Raw genomic sequence first — 19,180 nt, forward strand, 5'->3', positions numbered from 1 at the left:
ATTATTTATTAATAAAAATTGATTGTTAAATTGGATTTATTGATAAATCTTAAAAAAAATAGGTAACGATTGGTCATAAAAAAAGGATATGAAATTTATCATACCCTTATTCTTTTTGTTTTAAATCAACTTATGACTTTGCGTTTTCTTCATTAATATGCTTTACCAATCGATCACAGAGGTCTTTCATTTCTTCAGACATGTATTCATCACCCGTACTTGTAAGTATAGTTTGAGCCATTCCGCCGATCACATCTATATAAAATCGCTTCATTTCAGCTACGGACATTTCATCGGTCCAGAGGTCAATTCGCAGCGTGCTTTGATTGAGGTTATCCCACACGTTTAAACTGATGCTTTTGGTACTTTCAAGACCTTCGCCTTCTTTATCGGTGGCATTCCAAGTAATAGTTTTGGGAAGGTTGCTTTCGTCAACCTGGACTTTAAATTGAATTTCAGATTCTTTCATTTTCGAAAATTTTCAGTGTAACCCGAGGAACTTCAACCCAGTTCCCCAAATCAAATTCTTAGAAGGTCATTTCAGGAATTTCTCCTTCAATAATTAATTTACCGGCTGTTTTGTCCCGGATTTCTTCCACGCTGACTCCCGGAGCTCGCTCCTTAAGTATAAACCCTCCAGATGGGTCAATTTCCAATACTGCCAAATCTGTCACTATTTTTTTCACACAGCGAATACCGGTAATCGGCAGCGTACATTCAGGCAAAAGTTTAGAAGAACCATCACGAGAAACATGCTGCATGGCTACGATGATATTTTCGGCAGATGCCACTAAATCCATCGCACCGCCCATGCCTTTGACCATTTTACCGGGTATTTTCCAATTGGCGATATCTCCGTTTTCGGAAACCTCCATGGCCCCGAGGATCGTCAAGTGTACATGCCCACCACGAATCATGGCAAAAGATTCAGCAGAGCTAAACAAAGCCGAACCCTTGACCATGGTGATGGTTTGTTTTCCGGCATTAATCAGATCAGGATCGATATTTTCTTCCTTCGGAAAAGGACCGATCCCCAAAAGACCGTTTTCGGATTGTAGGACAATCTCCAAATCATCGGGAATATAATTGGCTACCAAAGTCGGAATACCAATCCCTAGATTGATGTATTGACCGTTTTTGACTTCTTTGGCTATTCGTTGGGCTATTTGTTCTTTACTGAGCATTTGAGTTTTGTTTAAGTGAAAAAATCATTTGGAGATAGTTCGTTGCTCGATTCGCTTTTCGTAATCTTTTCCCTGAAAGATCCGCTGCACGTAGATTCCCGGCGTATGAATTTGGTTGGGGTCAAGCTCCCCAGCGGGAACCAGTTCTTCTACTTCAGCGATACAAATCTTGCCAGCCGGAGCCATCATCGGGTTGAAATTGCGCGCAGTACCCTTGAAAATCAAATTTCCCGCAGTATCACCTTTCCAGGCTTTGACCAAAGAAAAATCTGCTCTAAGCCAAGATTCCAACAGGTACTTTTTACCATCAAATTCGCGAACCTCTTTGCCTTCGGCCACTTCAGTTCCTACACCTGCTGGAGTGAAAAATGCTGGGATTCCAGCACCTCCTGCACGAACCCGTTCAGCAAGCGTACCTTGAGGAATCAGATCAACCTCCAACTCACCGCTGAGCAATTGTCGTTCGAACTCCGCATTTTCTCCCACATAGCTGGAGATCATTTTTTTGACCATTTTCTTCCTGAGCAATAGGCCAATCCCAAAGTCATCCACTCCGGCATTGTTTGAGACGATGGTGAGCTCATTAATCGGTTTTTCGAGTAGGGCAGTAATGCAGTTTTCGGGAATACCCGAAAGTCCAAATCCCCCCATCATCAAAAAAGCCCCGCTAGGTATATCCGATACCGCTTCCCGGGCGTCATTTACAGTTTTATTGATCATAATTTTGGGTTTATAGTCGTGATTTTGCTTCTTCTTGATCGATCAGCAACTGTGCTTTCAGTCCAGCTAAGTTCTCAAATTTTCGCTCTTCTCTCAAATAGAATTCTAAGTAAATCGTAATCTGCTGGTCATAGAGGTCTCCTGAGAAATCAAAAAGATGTGCCTCCACTGTCTTTTTGCTGCCATCTACGGTGGGACGATTTCCGATATTGAGCATGGCATTATAAACCTGTCCCGATACCATCGCCCTAACAGCGTACACCCCATCCTTGGGGATCAACTTATAATCGTTGGGAATATGAATATTAGCCGTTGGAAAACCGATGGATCGACCGATTTGCTGGCCTTTGATCACCAAACCATTCAATTCATAGGGACGACCTAAGTATTGGTTGGCCGTATGGACGTCCCCAGTCTCCAAAGCTCGACGGATTTTGGTACTCGACACCCCAATGGCATCCACATCCTGACGACTGATTTCTTCCAGTTCAAAGCCAAACTCTGAGCTATTTTCCTGAAGGTAATCAAAACTCCCTTCCCGATTTTTGCCAAAGCGATGATCATAACCGATAACCAGCTTTTTGGTGCCAATTTTTTTGACAATTACTTCTTTAATAAACTCCCGGGAACTCAATTGCGAAAACTCTTTAGTAAAAGGTATCGAAATCAAATGATTTATTCCAAAATCCCTGAGCAGTTTGGCCTTTTCTTCAAAAGTCGATAATAGTCTCAAGTTGTGCTCGGTAGGATAAAGCACCAATCGGGGATGTGGCCAAAAAGTAAGTAAAACCGTTTCTCCACCGATAGCTTTGGCTATTTCTTTCAGCCGAAGCAAGATTTTTTGATGTCCTAAATGAACTCCGTCGAAAGTCCCACTAGTCACTACTGGATTGGTAACAGTACCAAAATCCTGAAGTCCTTCATATATTTTCATGGGTATTTCTGGCTTTTAGTTCTTCGATTAACTCTGGAAGTTCCTTTGCATCCGAAAGCAAATAAGATCCAATCCTTGTTCTGCAGAGACTACTCATATAGGCACCCACTCCGAGTATTTCTCCCAGATCCCTTGCCAGACTTCGAATGTAGGTTCCTTTAGAGCAGGAAATCCTAAAGCTGATTTCATGGTCCTTGAATTGAACCAGTTCAAACTCACGGACAAAAACCGTTCGAGGTTCCATTTTTACGGATTTAGCGGCTCTTGCGGATTCATAGACGCGTTTGCCGTCCACCTTGATGGCAGAGTGCATCGGAGGGATTTGCTGAATTTCGCCAGTCAGATTTTTTATGGCTTTTTCAACTTGTTCTTGGGTGATATGGCTGGGATCAGCGACGAATTGAACCGGTTTTTCCAAATCAAAAGATTCGGTGGTCTCTCCGATTTTAAAAGTACCCGTATATTCTTTTTCCAGTCCCATGAACTTGTCGATTTGCTTGGTCATCCGACCTGCACAAACAATCAAGAGACCCGTCGCCAAGGGGTCCAGGGTTCCCGCATGGCCCACTTTTTTTATCTTTAAAGCATTACGAATTTTTTTGACAGCGTCAAAAGATGTCCATTCAAGAGGTTTATTGACCAAAAAGAATTCACCGTAAGGTTCTTCCTGCATAATAGTGAAAATGAGCTTTAGGCGTTATCTTCTGTTTTTGCAAAAATCGCATAAAACTCAAAAATAAATCCGGATAGGGTCACCAAAGGACCAATCGTAAGCCCCAAAACTCCACGACCATGTGGCTCAGGATCCAACCAAATCAGCGTAAAACCCAATAAGATTAAGCCTATGCCAATGAACATTAGTTTATAATTTTTTCTTGAAAAGGGAAAAGAAGCTTTGCTCATGATTAGTAAAGTTCGTCAAGTGACATGTTTAAATATTTGTTGACAGCCCGCAAGGTACTCAGTAGCGAAAGAAAACCGCCTACGACTATCAATGAACCGAATAAAAGGATCAGAAGTTCTTGATTTTGCAGCAAGGCAAATCCCTCAATTGCGGATTGGGTATAAGTGATCAGAATAAATAAAATACCAGAAGCAATCAAACCAGCAAGCATTCCAAAAATCCAGGAACGCAGAAGAAAGGGTTTTCGAATAAAACCCCGAGTAGCTCCGACCAGCTGCATGGAGCGAATCAGAAAACGCTGGGAAAACAGGGCCAGCCGGATAGTATTATTGATCAGCATGATGACGGTAATGATCAGAATCAAAATAAAACCGCCCATGACCAAACTAACCTTGAGCAGGTTTTTATTGATAGAATCCACCAAATCTGTCATGTACGAGACTTCAAATACTCCGGGAATTGCCTCCAGTTCGACGGCAATTTCTTCGAGTTGTTCTGCTGTCTGGAATTCTTCTGAAATGGTGATTACAAAACTATCCCGAAGTGGATTGTCCTCTAGAAACTTGGTAAAATCCTCTCCAGTGCTTTCGATGAAAGTCTCCGCAGCCTCGGCATTACTGATAAACCGAAGATTCAAGGTATCAGCTTTGCGAAGAATAAACGACCTACTGGATAGGTTACTCTCGATTTGACTGATTTGATCATCGCTGAGGTTTTTGTCCAGAAAAAGCTGTACTTCGACATTTTCACGAATCATGGAAGTCAGCGTTTTGGCCTGAATCAATATGACTCCAAAAAGCCCCACTATAAAAAGGGATAGGGTGGTACTGAAGAGTACGCTTCCAAATTTAAAATGCCCCAATCGTTTTTTCTTCCGAGGGTAGTTTGCCATAGTTTTTCAAAATTCTTATCAAAGCTAACCATCCCCAAGGATTTTGCCAATCTAAAATTCGGAAAGGATTGGGATGACTTTTTTTTCGGTAACCCCAAATATTTTCGAAGTGGGTGTTTTATTCATTATCGCTAAACCCGTAAAGTTTCCGAAGGCGGGTAAAATCAATTGATTCTGATCCCAATAAAAGCAGGGAATCCGAAGGGACTGCCGGGCCAAGCCTCGTAGTCTGACTCCGGGGTGAATATGCCCACAAATATTCAATTGATTGGGCAAAATCTCCTCAAGTGGCTCATGGGACAAAGTAAAATCCCCAAGATGGATAGGCTGTTGGTGTACTTTTATGGGGGAAGAGGCATATACCGATTTTGGCAAGATGTCATGATTTCCCTGAATCAAATGAAAATGAATGACTGAAAATTGCTGAAAAAAATCCATTAAAATTCCCCATTGATCATTCCAATCACTATGAAACAAATCCCCCAAAAAATAAATATCTGAAGGTTGGTATTTACGGATCAAGAAATCCAGTTTTTCTAAATCTTGGGAATGGATGGGTTCAGGGATAGGAATTCCGGATTTTCTAAAATGAGCTGCTTTTCCAAAATGTAAATCTGCGATAAATAAACTGCTCAGAGCGGAAATCCAAAGCCCTTTTTCTTTTAAAAGTGTTAATTCTGTCTTTTGATGGGTTATTTGAACTTGGTTCAATGAATTGAATGGTTTTAATTGAAAACAATTTCAAATCTAATCAGAATTACACAATCAAAATCAACACCCTATGAAACTACGACAATTTGCTTCAATCCTAAGACTTTTAATTTTTCTGATCATTGGTCATGCAAAGGCCCAATCTGCGGATGATATAACAGGAATCTGGTTTAATACTGAGAAAACTGCCAAAATAAAAATCACCAAAGCAGGGGATACTTATGAGGGTGAAATCGTATGGCTCAAAGATCCCAATCCGGATGGCAAACCTGCACTCGATGTCGAAAACGACGATGAGGATTTGCAAAAGAGGCCATTGATGGGATTGAAAATCATCGAAGGACTCAAGTTTTCTGGGGATCGATGGAAAGACGGCGAAATCTACGACCCGAAATCAGGCAATATGTATTCAAGCGAAGTCCAAATGAAAAATAAAGATACGCTGGAAGTCAAAGGATATGTGGGTTTTTCATTTATCGGGAGAACCGTAGAATGGACCCGAACGACTCGTTAGGATTGCTCTAGATAAAAGGATTGGATGAAATAACTCAGCTGCTCAAATTCTATCAAAAAGGCATCATGACCTGCAGTGGAGACGATTTCTTTGTAGGTTCCCCTAGGAACTTTGGCACTGATTAATTGGGATTCTTCAGGCAAAAATAACAAATCTGTATTTACCCCTACCGCCAAAACTTTTGCCTGAATTTTTCCCAATGCACTATCCAATCCTCCTCTGCCACGTCCTAAGTCATGGCTATCCATTGCTTTGGAAAGCGTCCAATAAGAGAGCGCATTGAATCTTTTCCCGAGCTTTTGCCCTTGATACCGGAGATAGGAGGACGCCTTGAATCCGTCTAATTTTTCTCCTGTTTCCGCTTGTTTTCGTTTCAAATCATGAGGATGACGATAGCTCAGCATGGCAATAGCCCGAGCAGCCTCAAGCCCTTTCAATCCAGCATCTTTAGACTTTTCACCCCAAGTACAATCCGACTCGATAGCCATCCGCTGTGTTTCGTTAAATCCGATAGTCCAGGGAGATGTTTTTGCCGTTGAAGCTAAGATAATGGCATTTTTAAGTTTTTCTCCAAGCGCATAACTCCACTCCAAAGCCACCTGTCCACCGAGAGAACCTCCGATAAGCGTATGGATTTTTTCCAGTTTCAAATGCTTTCGCAAAAGCTCCAAGCTAGCCGCCAAATCCCTGGGTGTCAATTGCGGAAAATCGTAGTAATAGGGTTCTCCCGTTCCAGTATTTTCCGAAAGTGGACAAGTAGATCCGTAACAAGAACCCGGCAGATTAGCACATATGATAAAATAATCCGCCGGGTCATAAAATTTATCCTCTCCAATCAAACCGCCCCACCAGTCTGTGGCATTCGCATCCCCAGTTAAGGCATGAATGACCCAAATCACATTACTTTGATCTGGATTCAAATTTCCAATCGTGGTGTAAGCCAGTTCGAGTTGGGGAAAAGATTCTCCTGATTCCAAAAATAGAGGATCAAGAGACAGGAAAACTTGTTCAGACATGGAAATCGTAGCAAATTGACTTTGGAGATTCATTAATGGTAATTAGGAAATATGTTGGAAAGCTTGTACAAAATCCCCTTTGATATCCTCGATATGCTCTATTCCAAGTGATACACGAAGAAGGGTAGGAGTGACTCCGGCTGCTGCCTGCTCTTTTTCACTGAGTTGCTGATGAGTAGTAGCCGCAGGTTGAATAATTAGGGTTTTGGCATCACCCACATTTGCCAGGTGAGAAACTAATTTTAGGCTATTGATAAACGCAGAAGTTTTTTCTTTGTCTCCTTTCAGTTCAAAACTGAGTACACCACCAAATCCTCTTTTCAGATACTTCTTAGCTAGTTCATTGTAGGGAGAACTAACTAGACCAGGATAATTTACTTTTTGGACTTGAGGATGATTTTCCAGCCATTTGGCCAGTTCTAGGGCATTGTCTACTGTTCGCTGAACTCGAAGGGAAAGCGTTTCGACCCCCTGAAGCAGCAAAAATGAATTAAAAGGACTGATGGCTGGGCCGAAATCCCGTAATCCCTCTACTCGGGCTCGGATCGCAAAAGCTATATTAGGAAGTCCAAGTGGGTTGCCTTCTCCAAATACCTCCCAGAATTTTAATCCATGATATCCTTCGGAAGGTTCGGTGAATTGCGGGTATTTTCCATTGCCCCAGTTGAAGTTGCCACTATCCACGATTATTCCTCCTACGGAAGTTCCGTGTCCCCCAATCCACTTGGTAGCGGAGGAAGTCACAATGGCAGCGCCGTGCTCAATCGGTCTAAATAAATATCCACCTGCGCCAAAGGTATTGTCCACCACCAAAGGAAGATCATGCTTTTTAGCTAAAGCTGCCAAGGCATCAAAATCGGGAATATTGAATTCAGGATTTCCAATCGTCTCCAAATAAATCGCTTTGGTATTTTCATCTATCAATTTCTCGAATTCCTCAGGATTGTTTCCTTTGGCAAAACGAGCTTCAATCCCAATCCGCTTAAACGCCACCTTAAATTGATTGTAGGTCCCACCATAGAGATAGGGAGTACTAACAAAGTTTTCACCTGCCTGAATAATATTATTTAAAGCCAAAAACTGTGCAGATTGACCGGATGCAGTCGCCAAAGCAGCAACTCCGCCTTCTAGAGCCGCTATCCGCTTTTCAAATACATCCGTAGTCGGGTTCATGATCCGGGTATAGATGTTTCCAAATTCTTTTAGCGCAAAAAGATTGGCACCATGCTCTGCAGAATTGAAGGTATAAGAGGTCGTCTGATATATCGGAACTGCTCGGGAATTGGTAGCCGAATCGGGTTCCTGTCCTGCATGGAGTTGCAGAGTTTCGAATCTTAAGTTTGTAGACATGAGATTAGGGGTTAAAGGGTTTGAGAAATTGATTATAAACAAGAGTAATAGCTATCCTGATCCAAAAACTGGACAGCATATGGATATCATTCCTAAAAGGAATCATTGAGGAGAAACAAATTGGAGTAGTAAGGGAAGGGTTAATTCTCATTTCGCGAAGCATTTATAGTTCCAAATAAGAATAGCTCATTTGGCAGGAATTGGCACCTTGGATTTTCCAGGTTGCCAGAGGGTCATCGAGCCTGTCTCTAACCTCTTCTTTATAAACCTCGCACTAAAAAGTGTAAGGATGATGCAAATGACGGAAAGGTGCGTGAATTTTCAAAGACAATTCACACACCTTCTGTTTTAAATTAAGTCAATTTTTTCAGTTGTTCCTCATTATATCTGAATATAGGGTTGATGTTTTCAATATCCGGCTCAATGGTCAGGAGTTCTTTTACCAAACCATTATCCAATCCATACACCCACCCATGGATTTGAGGAGATTTTCTTTCTAACCAGGCTTTTTGGACAATCGAGGTTTTGATCAAATCAGCACATTGCTCTTTGATATTTAATTCTACCAGGCGGTTTACTTTCGTCTTATGATCTTCGATTTGATTCAATTCATCCTCATAAGTCAGATAGACTTCTTTGATATTTCGGAGCCATTTATTGATCAAGCCCAGGTTATTATGAGAAATCGCCGCTTCGACACCGCCGCAGCCGTAATGTCCACAAACAATAATATGCTCTACCTGCAGTACTTCTACTGCATACTGCAATACTGAAAGCATGTTGAGGTCAGTATGTACGACCATATTGGCAATATTCCGATGCACAAAGATCTCTCCGGGGTCAGTGCCTGTGATTTCATTGGCGGGAACCCGACTATCTGAGCAACCGATCCAAAGAAATTTGGGTTTTTGCTGATGCGCTAGTCTGGTGAAAAAATCCTTGTCCAATTCAGACATTTCCTCCGACCAACTTTTATTCTGTAATAAGAGTTTTTCGTACTGGTTCATAGTGTTTCTTTTATGTTATAATTAAAACCTTCCACTTCGACCTTAATGTCTCGATCCGAAGAAGTGGCGATGAAGTCATTGAGTAATTCATTGATATCGTGATCAATAAATTTGGCTTTTGTTCCATTTAAAATGACGGTGCTGCCATTAGGAATTTCGCTCAAATGACGCATCAAGGGAGCCTTATTTAGAAAAGATACGTCTTTTTGCAACTTGACCAAATATTGACCATTCAACTCAGTGACCAAAACCGATTTCTGATAATTGGTCTTGATGACGAAGAAAATACCAACCACAATCCCAATCCCTATTCCCGTCAGCAAATCCGTGAATAAAATCGCGACCACTGTCACAACAAAGGGAACAAATTGGTTTTTTCCTTTTTGAAATTCATTGATAAAAATACTCGGCTTGGCAAGCTTATATCCCACCACAAAAAGGACAGCTGCCAAACAACTCAATGGGATTAGATTCAAAATATTGGCGATACCGACTACCAACACCAATAGCAAAACCCCATGCAAGATCGCTGATAATTTGGTCTTGGCACCAGATCCCACGTTTGCGGTGGTTCTCACTATCACAGCAGTGAGAGGAAGTCCACCGATTAAACCTGATATGGTATTTCCAGTACCTTGAGCTACTAATTCTCTAGATGGGGGAGAAATCCGCTTGTAAGGATCCATTTTATCTCCTGCTTCCAAACTCAATAAGGTTTCAATACTAGCAATGATTGCTATAGTCACAGCTATAACCCAAAAATCTGGTGTGGTCACCAAACCAAAATCAGGAAAGGTAATCAGACTGCCTAATCCAGCTATAGATTCAACTTCGGGAATCATTACTAAATGCTCTGCTTCCAGTTTCCATTCAGGCATGAATATCCCGTATAATTGATTGATCAAAATACCGGAAATTACAGCCCATAATGCGCCTGGAACCAAACCAAGTATGCGGTGATTTTTGATTTTGGGACGTTCAAAAAAGATAATTAATCCCAATGCTATCAATGCTATGGGAATTGCTCCTGGACTGAAATATTGGATTGCATACCAAATCTCCGAAAAGGTATTTTGATTATCCATTTGATTAAAGTCCATGTCACCCATTTGGTCTTTGTCCCAACCCAAAGCGTGTGGAATCTGCTTGAGTATGAGTATCAAACCAATGGCAGTCAACATTCCTTTGATGACAGAATTTGGGAAATAATAGCCTAAAACACCGGCTTTTAAGAAACCTAAAATAAGTTGGATTATACCAGCGGCTACCACAGCTGCAAGAAACAGCTCAAAAGTACCTAAAGTAGAAATTGCATCAAGTACAATTACAGTCAAGCCCGCCGCTGGTCCACTGACACTTACATTCGAACCGGAAAGAGATCCTACGACTATTCCACCGATTATGCCTGCAATCAAGCCTGACATAGGAGGCGCACCACTGGCCACTGCTATGCCCAGACATAGTGGCAAGGCAACTAAAAAAACTACTAAACTGGATTTAAGGTCATATTTTAGATTATCTCCGAGAAGGTTGGTCTTCATAGAATAGCTTTGGGTTTGAGCAAGTATAATAAATCACTTTCTCAAAAATAAGGTATTCTTATGAAAGGAACGCAATTATCCCATGAATGGAAAAAATATCTAGTGAAGAAGACGATTAAACGCTTCATCCATTTTTTCAAAATTAAATTGATGGATTACCACATCAAATTTTATCTGTATTTCTTCGAGACAAAGATTCCCGATACTTCCCTCATGCGTATGATTTATGCTATTTTGATCAGGATTGAAATCCCCCTTTTCAATAGCAAAGCCCACTTTTTTGTACGCATCTCTAAAAGGTAAACCGCTTATTACCAAATTATTAACCTCTTCTACTGAAAATAAATGTTTATAAAATTTATCAGCTAAAATTTCCTTTTTCACTCGTACAGACTTCAGCATAAAAGCACTCATGCTGATACAATTTCCCAAACTTTCTACCGCAGGAAAAATTTCCTCCTTCAGAAGTTGCAAATCCCGATGATAACCCGTGCCGGTATTGGTCAGCAGCATGGTGATGGCATTGGGTACCGCTTGAATCTGATTTGTTTTTGCACGAATCAACTCAAAAACATCGGGGTTTTTCTTATGAGGCATAATACTCGACCCCGTGGTCAGTTCATCCGGAAAACTGATAAACCCAAAATGCTGATTCATAAATTGGATGCAATCATTTGAAAGACGGTTCAAAGTAGCCGCCAATCCTGCTAAGGCAAATGCTATGGTTCGTTCTGTTTTCCCACGGCTGTTTTGAGCATTGATCACATTATGATGCAAATCCCCAAAACCCAAAAGCTCGGTAGTATAGGTCCGATCCAAGGGAAAACTAGATCCATATCCTGCCGCAGAGCCTAATGGGTTTTTATTTGAAAGGTCAAAAGCCACCTTGAGCAAAGCTAAATCCTCAGCTAATCCCTCTGCAATCGATCCAAACCATAAACCAAAACTCGAAGGCATAGCCAGCTGAGTGTGGGTATATCCCGGCATCAGATCAGTTTTGTGCTTTTGGGAAAGTTCAATCATTAAATCAAAAAGTTCCTGTGTTTCAATCACAAGTTCCCGAATAGCCGCCCGATAATAAAGCTTCAAATCGACAAGCACCTGATCATTTCTACTTCGTCCAGAATGTAATTTCTTTCCTACCTCTCCAAAACGCTGAGTCAACAGAAACTCGACTTGCGAATGAACATCCTCTACACCAGGTTGAATCTGGAATTGGCCCTTTTCGATTTCCAAATAGATTTCCTTCAGGCCTTTTTGAAGTAGTTCATTTTCCTCATTGGTCAAAAGCCCGATTTTACACAGCATTTTAGCGTGGGCCATGGATCCCAATACGTCAAACGGCGCCAAAATCTGATCAAACTCAGGATCTCTTCCTATGGTAAATTTTTCTACTTCTTGACTGCTGTCGGTTTCTTTTTGCCAGATTTTCATGAGTTGTCAGATGAGGTAAAATATTTGGAGTAGGCTTCCAAAATTGAGATATAACCGCTGATCCCACCTTTGATTTCTTCTAGGTGAATAAATTCATCCGCAGAATGAGACCTGGCTGAGTCGCCGGGTCCGATTTTCACAGAAGGATATGGGATCAAAGCCTGATCCGAAAGGGTAGGACTCCCAAATGTTTCAAGTTTCAATTCCTTAGCCACAGACAAAATGCGATGATCATGAGGTAAGCTCGAAGATTGCAAGCGCATCGATCGGGGTCTAAGTTCTGCCGAAAGATGAGAAGAAAGTTCTCGATAAGCTTCCTCAAGAGTGTAGGCATCGGTTACTCTCACATCGAGGGTGATTTCACATAAATCCGGAACTACATTATGCTGAGTCCCCGCGTGGATGACCGTAGCGCTCACTTTACTTTCGCCCAGGAAATTCGACTTTTTCTTGAACTTGAAATTTTTAAGGATTGCCAAATCCTGAAGTGACTGGTAGATGGCATTAACCCCCTCATCCCGAGCTGCATGTCCAGCCTTTCCTTTGACTATGGCATCAATGACCATCAGTCCTTTTTCAGCCACCGCCATGCGCATTTGAGTAGGTTCACCGACGATCGCCAAATCGGCCTCAGGAAGTATGTCTATCAAAGAACCTATCCCTTGTTTCCCTGAGATTTCTTCCTCAGCGGACGCGATCATCAGTAAATTGAAGGGTAAGTCTTGATTTTTAAAATGAAGAAAAGCTGCTATTAAACTAACCAAACAGCCTCCGGCATCATTTGAACCCAAGCCAAACAGTTTTCCATATTCGACAATTGGGGAAAAGGGATCTTTGGTATAGCCGGAGTTTGGTTTTACGGTATCGTGATGAGAATTGAGCCAAACTGTGGGTTTATTGGAATCAAAAGGCTGGGCAAAAGCCCAAAAGTTATTTTGTTTCCGCTGGAATTCGATGTCATTTTCTACAAAAAAACGAGCAAGTAAAGTTGCCGTATCATCCTCTTGTTTGGAAAAAGAGGGAATGGCAATCAGATCCTTTAATAGGCCAACTGAGGTTTGGAAAAGTGAATCGATCGTAGTCATCAATATAGGTCGTATCGGTGTCTTTCGATGATGGTGCCGGACAGTTTTCCCTTCGTCGAGAGCAAGAGATTTTCTGCTTTGCCAATCCATACGTGATTGACCCCTTTTTGCAGCGCTTCAAATGCATTGTCTAGCTTTGGAATCATGCCGGAGTGGATAACATTTTCTTGCTTGAGCTCCTCATAAATATCTTCATTGATCAGCGGAATAATTGAATTTTCGTTTTTCTCATCCAATAATACTCCGCTTTTATTAAAGCAATAATACAGATTGACTTCATGCTCCTTCGCTAAATTGGTGGCTAGGGCAGAGGCAATACTGTCGGCATTGGTATTGAGTAGCTGTCCCTGCTGATCATGGGTGATCGCACTCAAAACAGGAATCAGATCAAAACTCAATAAATGCTTGATTAACTTAGTATCAACATCTTCAATATCACCAACATATCCATAATCAATTCCTTTTACTGGACGCTTGATTGAGCGAATAACATTGCCATCTGCTCCTGTCATCCCAATCGCATTAACACGTAGTGCTTGAAGTTTTGCCACGATATTTTTATTGATCAGCCCAGCATAAACCATGGTCACCACATCCAGTGTATCTTTGTCCGTGATCCGTCGGCCATCGATCATTTCAGGCATGACACCGAGTGATTCTCCAAAACGGGAAGCCATGATTCCACCCCCGTGAACCAAGATTTTTTTACCTGGAAATTTTGAAAATTGATCCAAAAACTCCTCCAGTTTATCCGGAAAGTCAATGACGTTTCCTCCGATTTTGATGATACTGATCTTCATAGGTATGAGCGTTAAAATCAAGAATCAAGCAACATGCTTATTACTGATTGAGCGGCATAGATTCGGTTTTCGGCTTGTTTTTGAATGAGTGATCGGTTTCCATCCAGAATTTCATCAGAAAGCTCCAAGTTCCTTCTTACTGGAAGGCAGTGCATCACGTTCGCGTTTGGGGCTTTTGAGAGGCTTTTTTCGGTCAGCATCCAAGAGGGATCTGTCGAGAGGATTTTTCCATAATCATTAAAGGACGACCAATTTTTAACATAGACAAAATCCGCATCCTCCAACGCCTTATTCTGATCGGTTTCGATGGTGGCACCCTTGGTAAATCGCACGTCCAATTCATAACCCTCCGGATGGGTAATCGTCAATGAATGTCCCATTCCCAGCGTCCATTCGGCAAAGCTATTTGCCACAGCATGTGGAATCGCCTTGATATGTGGCGCCCAGGTCAATACCACTTTTGGTTGCCTTTTTTCTTTGATATTCTCGTGAATGGTGATCTGATCCGCCAGACTTTGCAATGGGTGTCGAATGGCTGATTCGAGACTGATCACTGGTTTTCCGGAATATTTGACAAATTGACTGAAAATAAAATCATTGATATCTTCCTCACGGTTGGTCAAGGAAGGAAAAGCCCGAATCGCAAGCATGTCGAAATACGAACCCAAAACGGCTGCAGCATCTTTGATGTGTTCGACCGTCCCTTTGTTCATAATTTCTCCATCTCTCATCTCCAATGCCCAGCCTTCCTTGTCCATATTGAGTACAATAGGTTCTACGCCCAAGTTGGATGCGGCAAGCTGAGTACTGACTCGAGTTCGCAGAGAAGGATTCAAAAAAACACAACCAATCCGTTTTCCCTGACCTTTTTGCTGATCTTTTCTTGGGTCTTTTTTATAGTCCAATGCAAGATCTATCAGCGTTTGCCCGAGTTCTTTATTATCAAATTTAGTGAAGTGATTCATACTAAAATTTAGGATGGTTTTATGCGTTCAAAATCTCTTTCAAAGCCGATATAAACGAATTTAATTGATTCCAGTCAACTGACAAGGGAGGCAATAGACGAATCGTTTGCTTTTTGGCAGCCGATCCAGTAAATATTCTGTATTTTTTCACCAGTTCTGACCGTACCGCTCCAGCATCTCTATCCAAATCGATTCCGATCATCAGGCCTTTCCCACGTATTTCCGTGATATGAGAAATTTTTGACAACTCAGCAATCAGTTGTTCACCCAATTTTTCAGCTCTTTGCTGGAGTTTTTCTTCTTCTAAAACTTCCAACACCGCCAAGCCTGCGGCACATGCTAGGTGGTTTCCCCCAAAAGTCGTTCCGAGTAAGCCGTGGCTCCCTTCAAAATCAGGAGCGATTAAAATTCCTCCAATGGGAAATCCATTGCCCATCCCTTTGGCCATAGAAATAATATCGGGCCGAAGTCCATCGATCCATTGATAGGCAAAAAATCTTCCTGTCCGTCCAAATCCGGATTGCACTTCATCCAGAATCAATTTGGCATGATAGGTTCTGGCCAACTTCTCCAAACCTAAAAGAAACTCTGCATTCGGAACTTGAATTCCCCCAACACCCTGAATCCCTTCGATGATAATTCCTCCGATTTCATTGGATTTTAAAACTGCTTCGACAGCCTCCAAATCCCCAAACGGAAGAATATGGAAATCATCACGCGCATTACAAGGAGCCACGATTTTGGGATTGTCAGTCAAAGCAACCGCAGCCGAGGTCCGTCCATGAAAAGCACCTGAAAAAGCAATCATTCCCGATTTTTCCGTCGCAAAAGAAGCGAGCTTAATGGCGTTTTCGTTAGCCTCAGCGCCGGAATTGCAGAGAAATAATTGATAATCATGAAGACAGGAAAGTTCGCCTAGTTTTGAGGCAAACTGCTGCTGTATGGGGATTCGGACTGAATTGGAGTAAAAAGCGATTTGATCCAATTGTTCCTTAATACGCTTGACATAATGCGGATGCGTATGTCCAATCGAAATCACCGCATGACCTCCATAAAGATCCAAATATTCCTCTCCCTGATCATCCCAAAGTTTACAGCCCTCTGCTCGGGTAATCGTCACAGGAATGAGTGGATATACGTCAAATAATTTCATGGCTTGATTGGAATTAAAATGCAATAGATTTTAGGTTCAAACCTGTCTTTTCATCCAGTCCAAAGGCCAAGTTGAAATTTTGGACAGCTTGTCCCGAAGCTCCTTTCAATAGATTGTCAATCGCGGAATAAATGACCAGTTGACCAACTTCTTTTTGAAGATAAATCACACATTTGTTGGTATTGACCACCTGCTTCAAATCAATATCCTGAGTGGATACAAAAGTGAAGGGAGATTTTTGATAAAATTCTTGGTAAACGTTCACCGCCTCATCCAATTCCCCATCGAATGGGAAATAGCTGGTGATCCAGATTCCCCGAGGGAAATTTCCCCGATAAGGGACGAACAAAATTTGCTGATCAAAGTCCGGATTAAGTTGGACCATGGTCTGTTTGATCTCCTTAAGATGTTGATGGGTAAATAGCTTATAAACAGAAATATTATTGTTTCGGTAGCTAAAATGCGAGGTTTCCGCCAGTTTTTTACCGGCACCCGTACTTCCGGTAATTCCGGTGACGTGAATATTTTCTCTGGCCCATCCTTTGGCAATGGATGGCGCTAATCCCAATTGAATAGCAGTGGCGAAACAACCGGGATTGGCGATACGCTTGGCAGTTTTGATTTTTTCGGAATTGACCTCAGGAAGACCATATACAAATCCATTGGACTCGTCCCGAAAATCAGTAGACAAATCAATGATTACCGTTTTTTCAGGAAAAGGATGCAATTCCAAAAACCGCTGGGTTTCTCCATGCGGCAATCCCAAAAATACTGCGTCAATTCCTTCTGTTTGTACCTCATCTGTAAATTCAAGCTCTGAATCTCCAAGCAAATCAGGATGTACTTCCCAGATTTTTTTTCCTTTTTGGCTATTGGAATGAATAGAGACTAAATCGACATCAGGGTGAAAAACCAACAGTCTTGCCAATTCACCTCCGGTGTAGCCCGCTCCTCCGATGATCGCTGTACGGATTTTACGCATCGTCACTGTGATTTACTTGGTGGAAGATAGCCGTTTGATTTCCAAGGATTCGAGTAAAGCCTTTGACATCCTCTCCAGTGTAGCCTTTGTTCATTTCCCCATAACTCCCGAATTTATTGGACATCAAATCATGCGCAGAGCGAATTCCCAACAGCGTAAATCGATAGGGATGAAGCATCACCCGAACCTCACCGGAAACAAATTCCTGCGTACTTAGCATAAAGGCTTCTAAATTACGCATGACCGGATCCAAATAATGGCCTTCATGCAGGTGATTTCCGTAGAATTCTGCTTGCTGATTTTTCCAGAAGAGCTGCCATTTGGTCAAGGTATGCTTTTCCAAAAGCTGATGCGCTTTGATAATAATCAGGGGAGCTGCTGCCTCAAATCCAACCCGGCCTTTGATCCCGATGATGGTGTCCCCGACGTGAATATCCCGTCCGATTCCATAGGGAGCGGCTAATTTCTGAACCTCCAAAATGGCATCCACCGGATTTGAAAATTCTTGCCCGTTTACCCCTTTCAATTCACCTTGAACAAAAGTCAAAACCAATTCTTTTGGCTGGGATTCAGAAACTTGAGTTGGCCAAGCTTCTTCTGGTAGGTACTCGGATGAGGTAAGCGTTTCTTTTCCTCCCACGGAGGTTCCCCAGATTCCTTTGTTGATGGAATAGGCGGCTTTTTCAAAATTCATGGAAACCCCATGCTTTTTCAAATAGTCGATTTCTTCCTGGCGGGAAAGCTTCAGGTCTCGGATCGGAGTAATAATCTCGATATCAGGAACGATCGTCTGAAAAATCATATCAAAGCGAACCTGATCATTTCCTGCGCCTGTCGAACCATGCGCAACGGCTTTTGCTCCAATGGATTTGGCATACTCCGCAAGTGATTTGGCCTGTAGAATCCGCTCCGCAGAAACGGAAAGGGGATAGGTCTGATTTTTCAGCACATTCCCAAAAACCAGATATTTGATGACTTCCTGATAGTAGGTATCCACCACTTCCAAAATCTTAAAAGAAGCTATTCCCAGACTCATCGCCCGGTTCTCTACATCCTTCAATTCTTGCTGTGAAAATCCACCAGTATTTACCAAAACCGCATGCACCTCATATCCCAAGTCCTTAGAAAGGTGCAGGGCACAAAATGTGGTATCCAATCCACCGCTATAGGCTAAAACAACTTTTTTCATCTTTACTGTTTTTTATCTGTTAAAAGAAAATGCTGGAAATCGAATCCTTTGATTTGTTCAATTTAAGCATTACATATTTTTTGAGTCTGACCCAGCGGTCAAACAGTTTGAGTTCTTTTTTGAAATCCTCTCGCAAGGCTAGGTCCTCGATTTGCTTCTTTTTGGCATGTGGATCATAGAGCATCGCTGTACAGAGACAATTCTGTCGGTTTTTTGACATCAAAATCTCATAATTGACACAGCTCTGGCAGCCTTTCCAGAATTCATTATCATCGGTGAGATCTGAATAGGAAACCGGGATATAACCGAGCTCAGAGTTAATTTTCATTACCGCTGCTCCCGTGGTGAGTCCGAAGATTTTGGAATCAGGATATTTGAGTCGGCTAAGTTTGAATATTTCGCGCTTGATTTTTCTGGCAAGACCGTATTTTCTAAACTGAGGTGCGACAATCAGACCTGAGTTAGCCACATATTTGCCGTGTCCCCAAGCTTCGATGTAGCAAAAACCTGCCCATTCACCAGATTCGGTGAGGGCAATCACTGCTTTGCCTTCTTCCATTTTGGTCTCGACATAGGCGGGTGACCGCTTGGCTATGCCTGTACCTCTGGCTTTGGCAGAATTGGCCATTTCCTCAGTGATAATCTCAGCATAAGACTTATGAGCGGCGTTGGCAACAAGAATTTTAAAGGAAATATCTTCCATCTAAGGTGAAAGTATTTATACCCTTAAAAGGGTAGGATTAGAAACTGATTGAAGAGGAAGGTTAATTCGAAACAGTCTTCCACGTGGGAAAACAAA

General features: G+C 42.0%; 21 protein-coding genes and 1 riboswitch. Of the genes, 1 reads left to right on the forward strand and 20 read right to left on the reverse strand.

Annotated elements, in window-relative coordinates:
* Nucleotides 1–130: 130 nt before the first annotated feature.
* From gldC to pdeM, 8 genes are read right to left on the reverse strand one after another with little or no spacing between them, the layout of a single operon-like run.
* Entirely contained in the window at nucleotides 131–469 is a 339-nt protein-coding gene (gene gldC, locus BM043_RS05575; protein WP_092789644.1) for a gliding motility protein GldC, read from the reverse strand.
* A 58-nt stretch (nucleotides 470–527) separates the two neighbouring features.
* On the reverse strand, nucleotides 528–1,184 hold the full coding sequence (locus BM043_RS05580; protein ID WP_092789646.1) for a 3-oxoacid CoA-transferase subunit B: 657 nt from the start codon (nucleotides 1,182–1,184) through the stop codon (nucleotides 528–530).
* Nucleotides 1,185–1,208: 24 nt separating this feature from the next.
* Entirely contained in the window at nucleotides 1,209–1,904 is a 696-nt protein-coding gene (locus BM043_RS05585; RefSeq protein ID WP_092789648.1) for a CoA transferase subunit A, read from the reverse strand.
* A gap of 10 nt (nucleotides 1,905–1,914) precedes the next feature.
* The gene (locus BM043_RS05590) at nucleotides 1,915–2,838 is read right to left on the reverse strand and encodes a bifunctional riboflavin kinase/FAD synthetase (RefSeq protein ID WP_092789650.1); all 924 of its coding nucleotides are present in this window, start codon (nucleotides 2,836–2,838) and stop codon (nucleotides 1,915–1,917) included.
* Nucleotides 2,825–3,511 (reverse strand): tRNA pseudouridine(55) synthase TruB, encoded by a 687-nt coding sequence (gene truB / locus BM043_RS05595; RefSeq protein ID WP_092789652.1) that lies wholly within the window; start codon nucleotides 3,509–3,511, stop codon nucleotides 2,825–2,827. The genes BM043_RS05590 and truB overlap by 14 nt, the downstream gene beginning before the upstream one ends.
* 17 nt (nucleotides 3,512–3,528) lie before the next feature.
* Nucleotides 3,529–3,696, reverse strand: coding sequence for a hypothetical protein (locus BM043_RS19465; RefSeq protein ID WP_177188426.1), 168 nt, complete (start codon nucleotides 3,694–3,696; stop codon nucleotides 3,529–3,531).
* A gap of 47 nt (nucleotides 3,697–3,743) precedes the next feature.
* Entirely contained in the window at nucleotides 3,744–4,634 is an 891-nt protein-coding gene (locus tag BM043_RS05605) for a cell division protein FtsX (protein WP_092789655.1), read from the reverse strand.
* Nucleotides 4,635–4,685: 51 nt separating this feature from the next.
* Nucleotides 4,686–5,345: a ligase-associated DNA damage response endonuclease PdeM gene (gene pdeM, locus BM043_RS05610; RefSeq protein ID WP_092789657.1), complete on the reverse strand. Its 660-nt coding sequence runs from the start codon at nucleotides 5,343–5,345 to the stop codon at nucleotides 4,686–4,688.
* A gap of 70 nt (nucleotides 5,346–5,415) precedes the next feature.
* On the opposite strand from pdeM, the gene BM043_RS05615 reads away from it, so the two are divergent.
* Entirely contained in the window at nucleotides 5,416–5,859 is a 444-nt protein-coding gene (locus tag BM043_RS05615) for a DUF2147 domain-containing protein (RefSeq protein WP_092789659.1), read from the forward strand.
* Here BM043_RS05615 and BM043_RS05620 read toward each other — a convergent pair.
* The 12 genes from BM043_RS05620 to BM043_RS05675 form a co-directional block, all read right to left on the reverse strand.
* On the reverse strand, nucleotides 5,856–6,908 hold the full coding sequence (locus tag BM043_RS05620; RefSeq protein WP_092789661.1) for a homoserine O-acetyltransferase family protein: 1,053 nt from the start codon (nucleotides 6,906–6,908) through the stop codon (nucleotides 5,856–5,858). The two genes, BM043_RS05615 and BM043_RS05620, sit on opposite strands and share 4 nt — an antisense overlap.
* A 9-nt stretch (nucleotides 6,909–6,917) precedes the next feature.
* A complete protein-coding gene (locus tag BM043_RS05625) occupies nucleotides 6,918–8,225 on the reverse strand; it encodes an O-acetylhomoserine aminocarboxypropyltransferase/cysteine synthase family protein (protein WP_092789663.1) in 1,308 nt (435 codons plus the stop codon).
* Between the two features lie 160 nt (nucleotides 8,226–8,385).
* Nucleotides 8,386–8,494, reverse strand: a riboswitch (SAM riboswitch).
* 84 nt (nucleotides 8,495–8,578) lie between these two features.
* Complete coding sequence (gene can / locus BM043_RS05630; protein ID WP_092789665.1) at nucleotides 8,579–9,232, reverse strand: carbonate dehydratase; 654 nt, start codon at nucleotides 9,230–9,232, stop codon at nucleotides 8,579–8,581.
* Nucleotides 9,229–10,773 carry a SulP family inorganic anion transporter gene (locus BM043_RS05635; RefSeq protein ID WP_092789666.1) on the reverse strand — a complete coding sequence of 515 codons (1,545 nt, stop codon included), beginning with the start codon at nucleotides 10,771–10,773 and terminating at the stop codon, nucleotides 9,229–9,231. Before BM043_RS05635 ends, can begins: the two co-directional genes overlap by 4 nt.
* Before the next feature lie 99 nt (nucleotides 10,774–10,872).
* Entirely contained in the window at nucleotides 10,873–12,207 is a 1,335-nt protein-coding gene (gene argH / locus BM043_RS05640; protein ID WP_092789667.1) for an argininosuccinate lyase, read from the reverse strand.
* Nucleotides 12,204–13,292 (reverse strand): M20/M25/M40 family metallo-hydrolase, encoded by a 1,089-nt coding sequence (locus BM043_RS05645; RefSeq protein ID WP_092789669.1) that lies wholly within the window; start codon nucleotides 13,290–13,292, stop codon nucleotides 12,204–12,206. Before BM043_RS05645 ends, argH begins: the two co-directional genes overlap by 4 nt.
* Nucleotides 13,292–14,092 (reverse strand): acetylglutamate kinase, encoded by an 801-nt coding sequence (gene argB / locus BM043_RS05650; protein WP_092789670.1) that lies wholly within the window; start codon nucleotides 14,090–14,092, stop codon nucleotides 13,292–13,294. The genes BM043_RS05645 and argB overlap by 1 nt, the downstream gene beginning before the upstream one ends.
* Nucleotides 14,093–14,109: 17 nt before the next feature.
* Nucleotides 14,110–15,057: a Rossmann-fold NAD(P)-binding domain-containing protein gene (locus tag BM043_RS05655; protein WP_092789671.1), complete on the reverse strand. Its 948-nt coding sequence runs from the start codon at nucleotides 15,055–15,057 to the stop codon at nucleotides 14,110–14,112.
* Between the two features lie 19 nt (nucleotides 15,058–15,076).
* The gene (locus tag BM043_RS05660) at nucleotides 15,077–16,210 is read right to left on the reverse strand and encodes an aspartate aminotransferase family protein (RefSeq protein WP_092789673.1); all 1,134 of its coding nucleotides are present in this window, start codon (nucleotides 16,208–16,210) and stop codon (nucleotides 15,077–15,079) included.
* Between the two features lie 13 nt (nucleotides 16,211–16,223).
* Nucleotides 16,224–17,192: an N-acetyl-gamma-glutamyl-phosphate reductase gene (gene argC, locus BM043_RS05665; RefSeq protein WP_092789674.1), complete on the reverse strand. Its 969-nt coding sequence runs from the start codon at nucleotides 17,190–17,192 to the stop codon at nucleotides 16,224–16,226.
* Nucleotides 17,185–18,381: an argininosuccinate synthase gene (locus BM043_RS05670; protein WP_092789676.1), complete on the reverse strand. Its 1,197-nt coding sequence runs from the start codon at nucleotides 18,379–18,381 to the stop codon at nucleotides 17,185–17,187. The genes argC and BM043_RS05670 overlap by 8 nt, the downstream gene beginning before the upstream one ends.
* Before the next feature lie 19 nt (nucleotides 18,382–18,400).
* The gene (locus BM043_RS05675; RefSeq protein WP_092789677.1) at nucleotides 18,401–19,084 is read right to left on the reverse strand and encodes a GNAT family N-acetyltransferase; all 684 of its coding nucleotides are present in this window, start codon (nucleotides 19,082–19,084) and stop codon (nucleotides 18,401–18,403) included.
* Nucleotides 19,085–19,180 lie beyond the last annotated feature (96 nt).

Source organism: Algoriphagus hitonicola, from assembly GCF_900113375.1.
Taxonomy (GTDB): Bacteria; Bacteroidota; Bacteroidia; order Cytophagales; family Cyclobacteriaceae; genus Algoriphagus; species Algoriphagus hitonicola.

Bases quoted from the DNA above. Each gene is read 5' to 3' on its own strand.
- BM043_RS05585 (WP_092789648.1), bottom strand. From the start codon at position 1,904: ATGATCAATAAAACTGTAAATGACGCCCGGGAAGCGGTATCGGATATA.
- BM043_RS05635 (WP_092789666.1), bottom strand. From the start codon at position 10,773: ATGAAGACCAACCTTCTCGGAGATAATCTAAAATATGACCTTAAATCC.
- BM043_RS05625 (WP_092789663.1), bottom strand. From the start codon at position 8,225: ATGTCTACAAACTTAAGATTCGAAACTCTGCAACTCCATGCAGGACAG.
- BM043_RS05580 (WP_092789646.1), bottom strand. From the start codon at position 1,184: ATGCTCAGTAAAGAACAAATAGCCCAACGAATAGCCAAAGAAGTCAAA.
- BM043_RS05660 (WP_092789673.1), bottom strand. From the start codon at position 16,210: ATGAAATTATTTGACGTATATCCACTCATTCCTGTGACGATTACCCGA.
- BM043_RS05670 (WP_092789676.1), bottom strand. From the start codon at position 18,381: ATGAAAAAAGTTGTTTTAGCCTATAGCGGTGGATTGGATACCACATTT.
- gldC (WP_092789644.1), bottom strand. From the start codon at position 469: ATGAAAGAATCTGAAATTCAATTTAAAGTCCAGGTTGACGAAAGCAAC.
- argC (WP_092789674.1), bottom strand. From the start codon at position 17,192: ATGCGTAAAATCCGTACAGCGATCATCGGAGGAGCGGGCTACACCGGA.
- BM043_RS05605 (WP_092789655.1), bottom strand. From the start codon at position 4,634: ATGGCAAACTACCCTCGGAAGAAAAAACGATTGGGGCATTTTAAATTT.
- BM043_RS05620 (WP_092789661.1), bottom strand. From the start codon at position 6,908: ATGAATCTCCAAAGTCAATTTGCTACGATTTCCATGTCTGAACAAGTT.
- argH (WP_092789667.1), bottom strand. From the start codon at position 12,207: ATGAAAATCTGGCAAAAAGAAACCGACAGCAGTCAAGAAGTAGAAAAA.
- BM043_RS05590 (WP_092789650.1), bottom strand. From the start codon at position 2,838: ATGAAAATATATGAAGGACTTCAGGATTTTGGTACTGTTACCAATCCA.
- BM043_RS05645 (WP_092789669.1), bottom strand. From the start codon at position 13,292: ATGACTACGATCGATTCACTTTTCCAAACCTCAGTTGGCCTATTAAAG.
- truB (WP_092789652.1), bottom strand. From the start codon at position 3,511: ATGCAGGAAGAACCTTACGGTGAATTCTTTTTGGTCAATAAACCTCTT.
- BM043_RS05675 (WP_092789677.1), bottom strand. From the start codon at position 19,084: ATGGAAGATATTTCCTTTAAAATTCTTGTTGCCAACGCCGCTCATAAG.
- argB (WP_092789670.1), bottom strand. From the start codon at position 14,092: ATGAAGATCAGTATCATCAAAATCGGAGGAAACGTCATTGACTTTCCG.
- BM043_RS05615 (WP_092789659.1), top strand. From the start codon at position 5,416: ATGAAACTACGACAATTTGCTTCAATCCTAAGACTTTTAATTTTTCTG.
- BM043_RS19465 (WP_177188426.1), bottom strand. From the start codon at position 3,696: ATGTTCATTGGCATAGGCTTAATCTTATTGGGTTTTACGCTGATTTGG.
- can (WP_092789665.1), bottom strand. From the start codon at position 9,232: ATGAACCAGTACGAAAAACTCTTATTACAGAATAAAAGTTGGTCGGAG.
- BM043_RS05655 (WP_092789671.1), bottom strand. From the start codon at position 15,057: ATGAATCACTTCACTAAATTTGATAATAAAGAACTCGGGCAAACGCTG.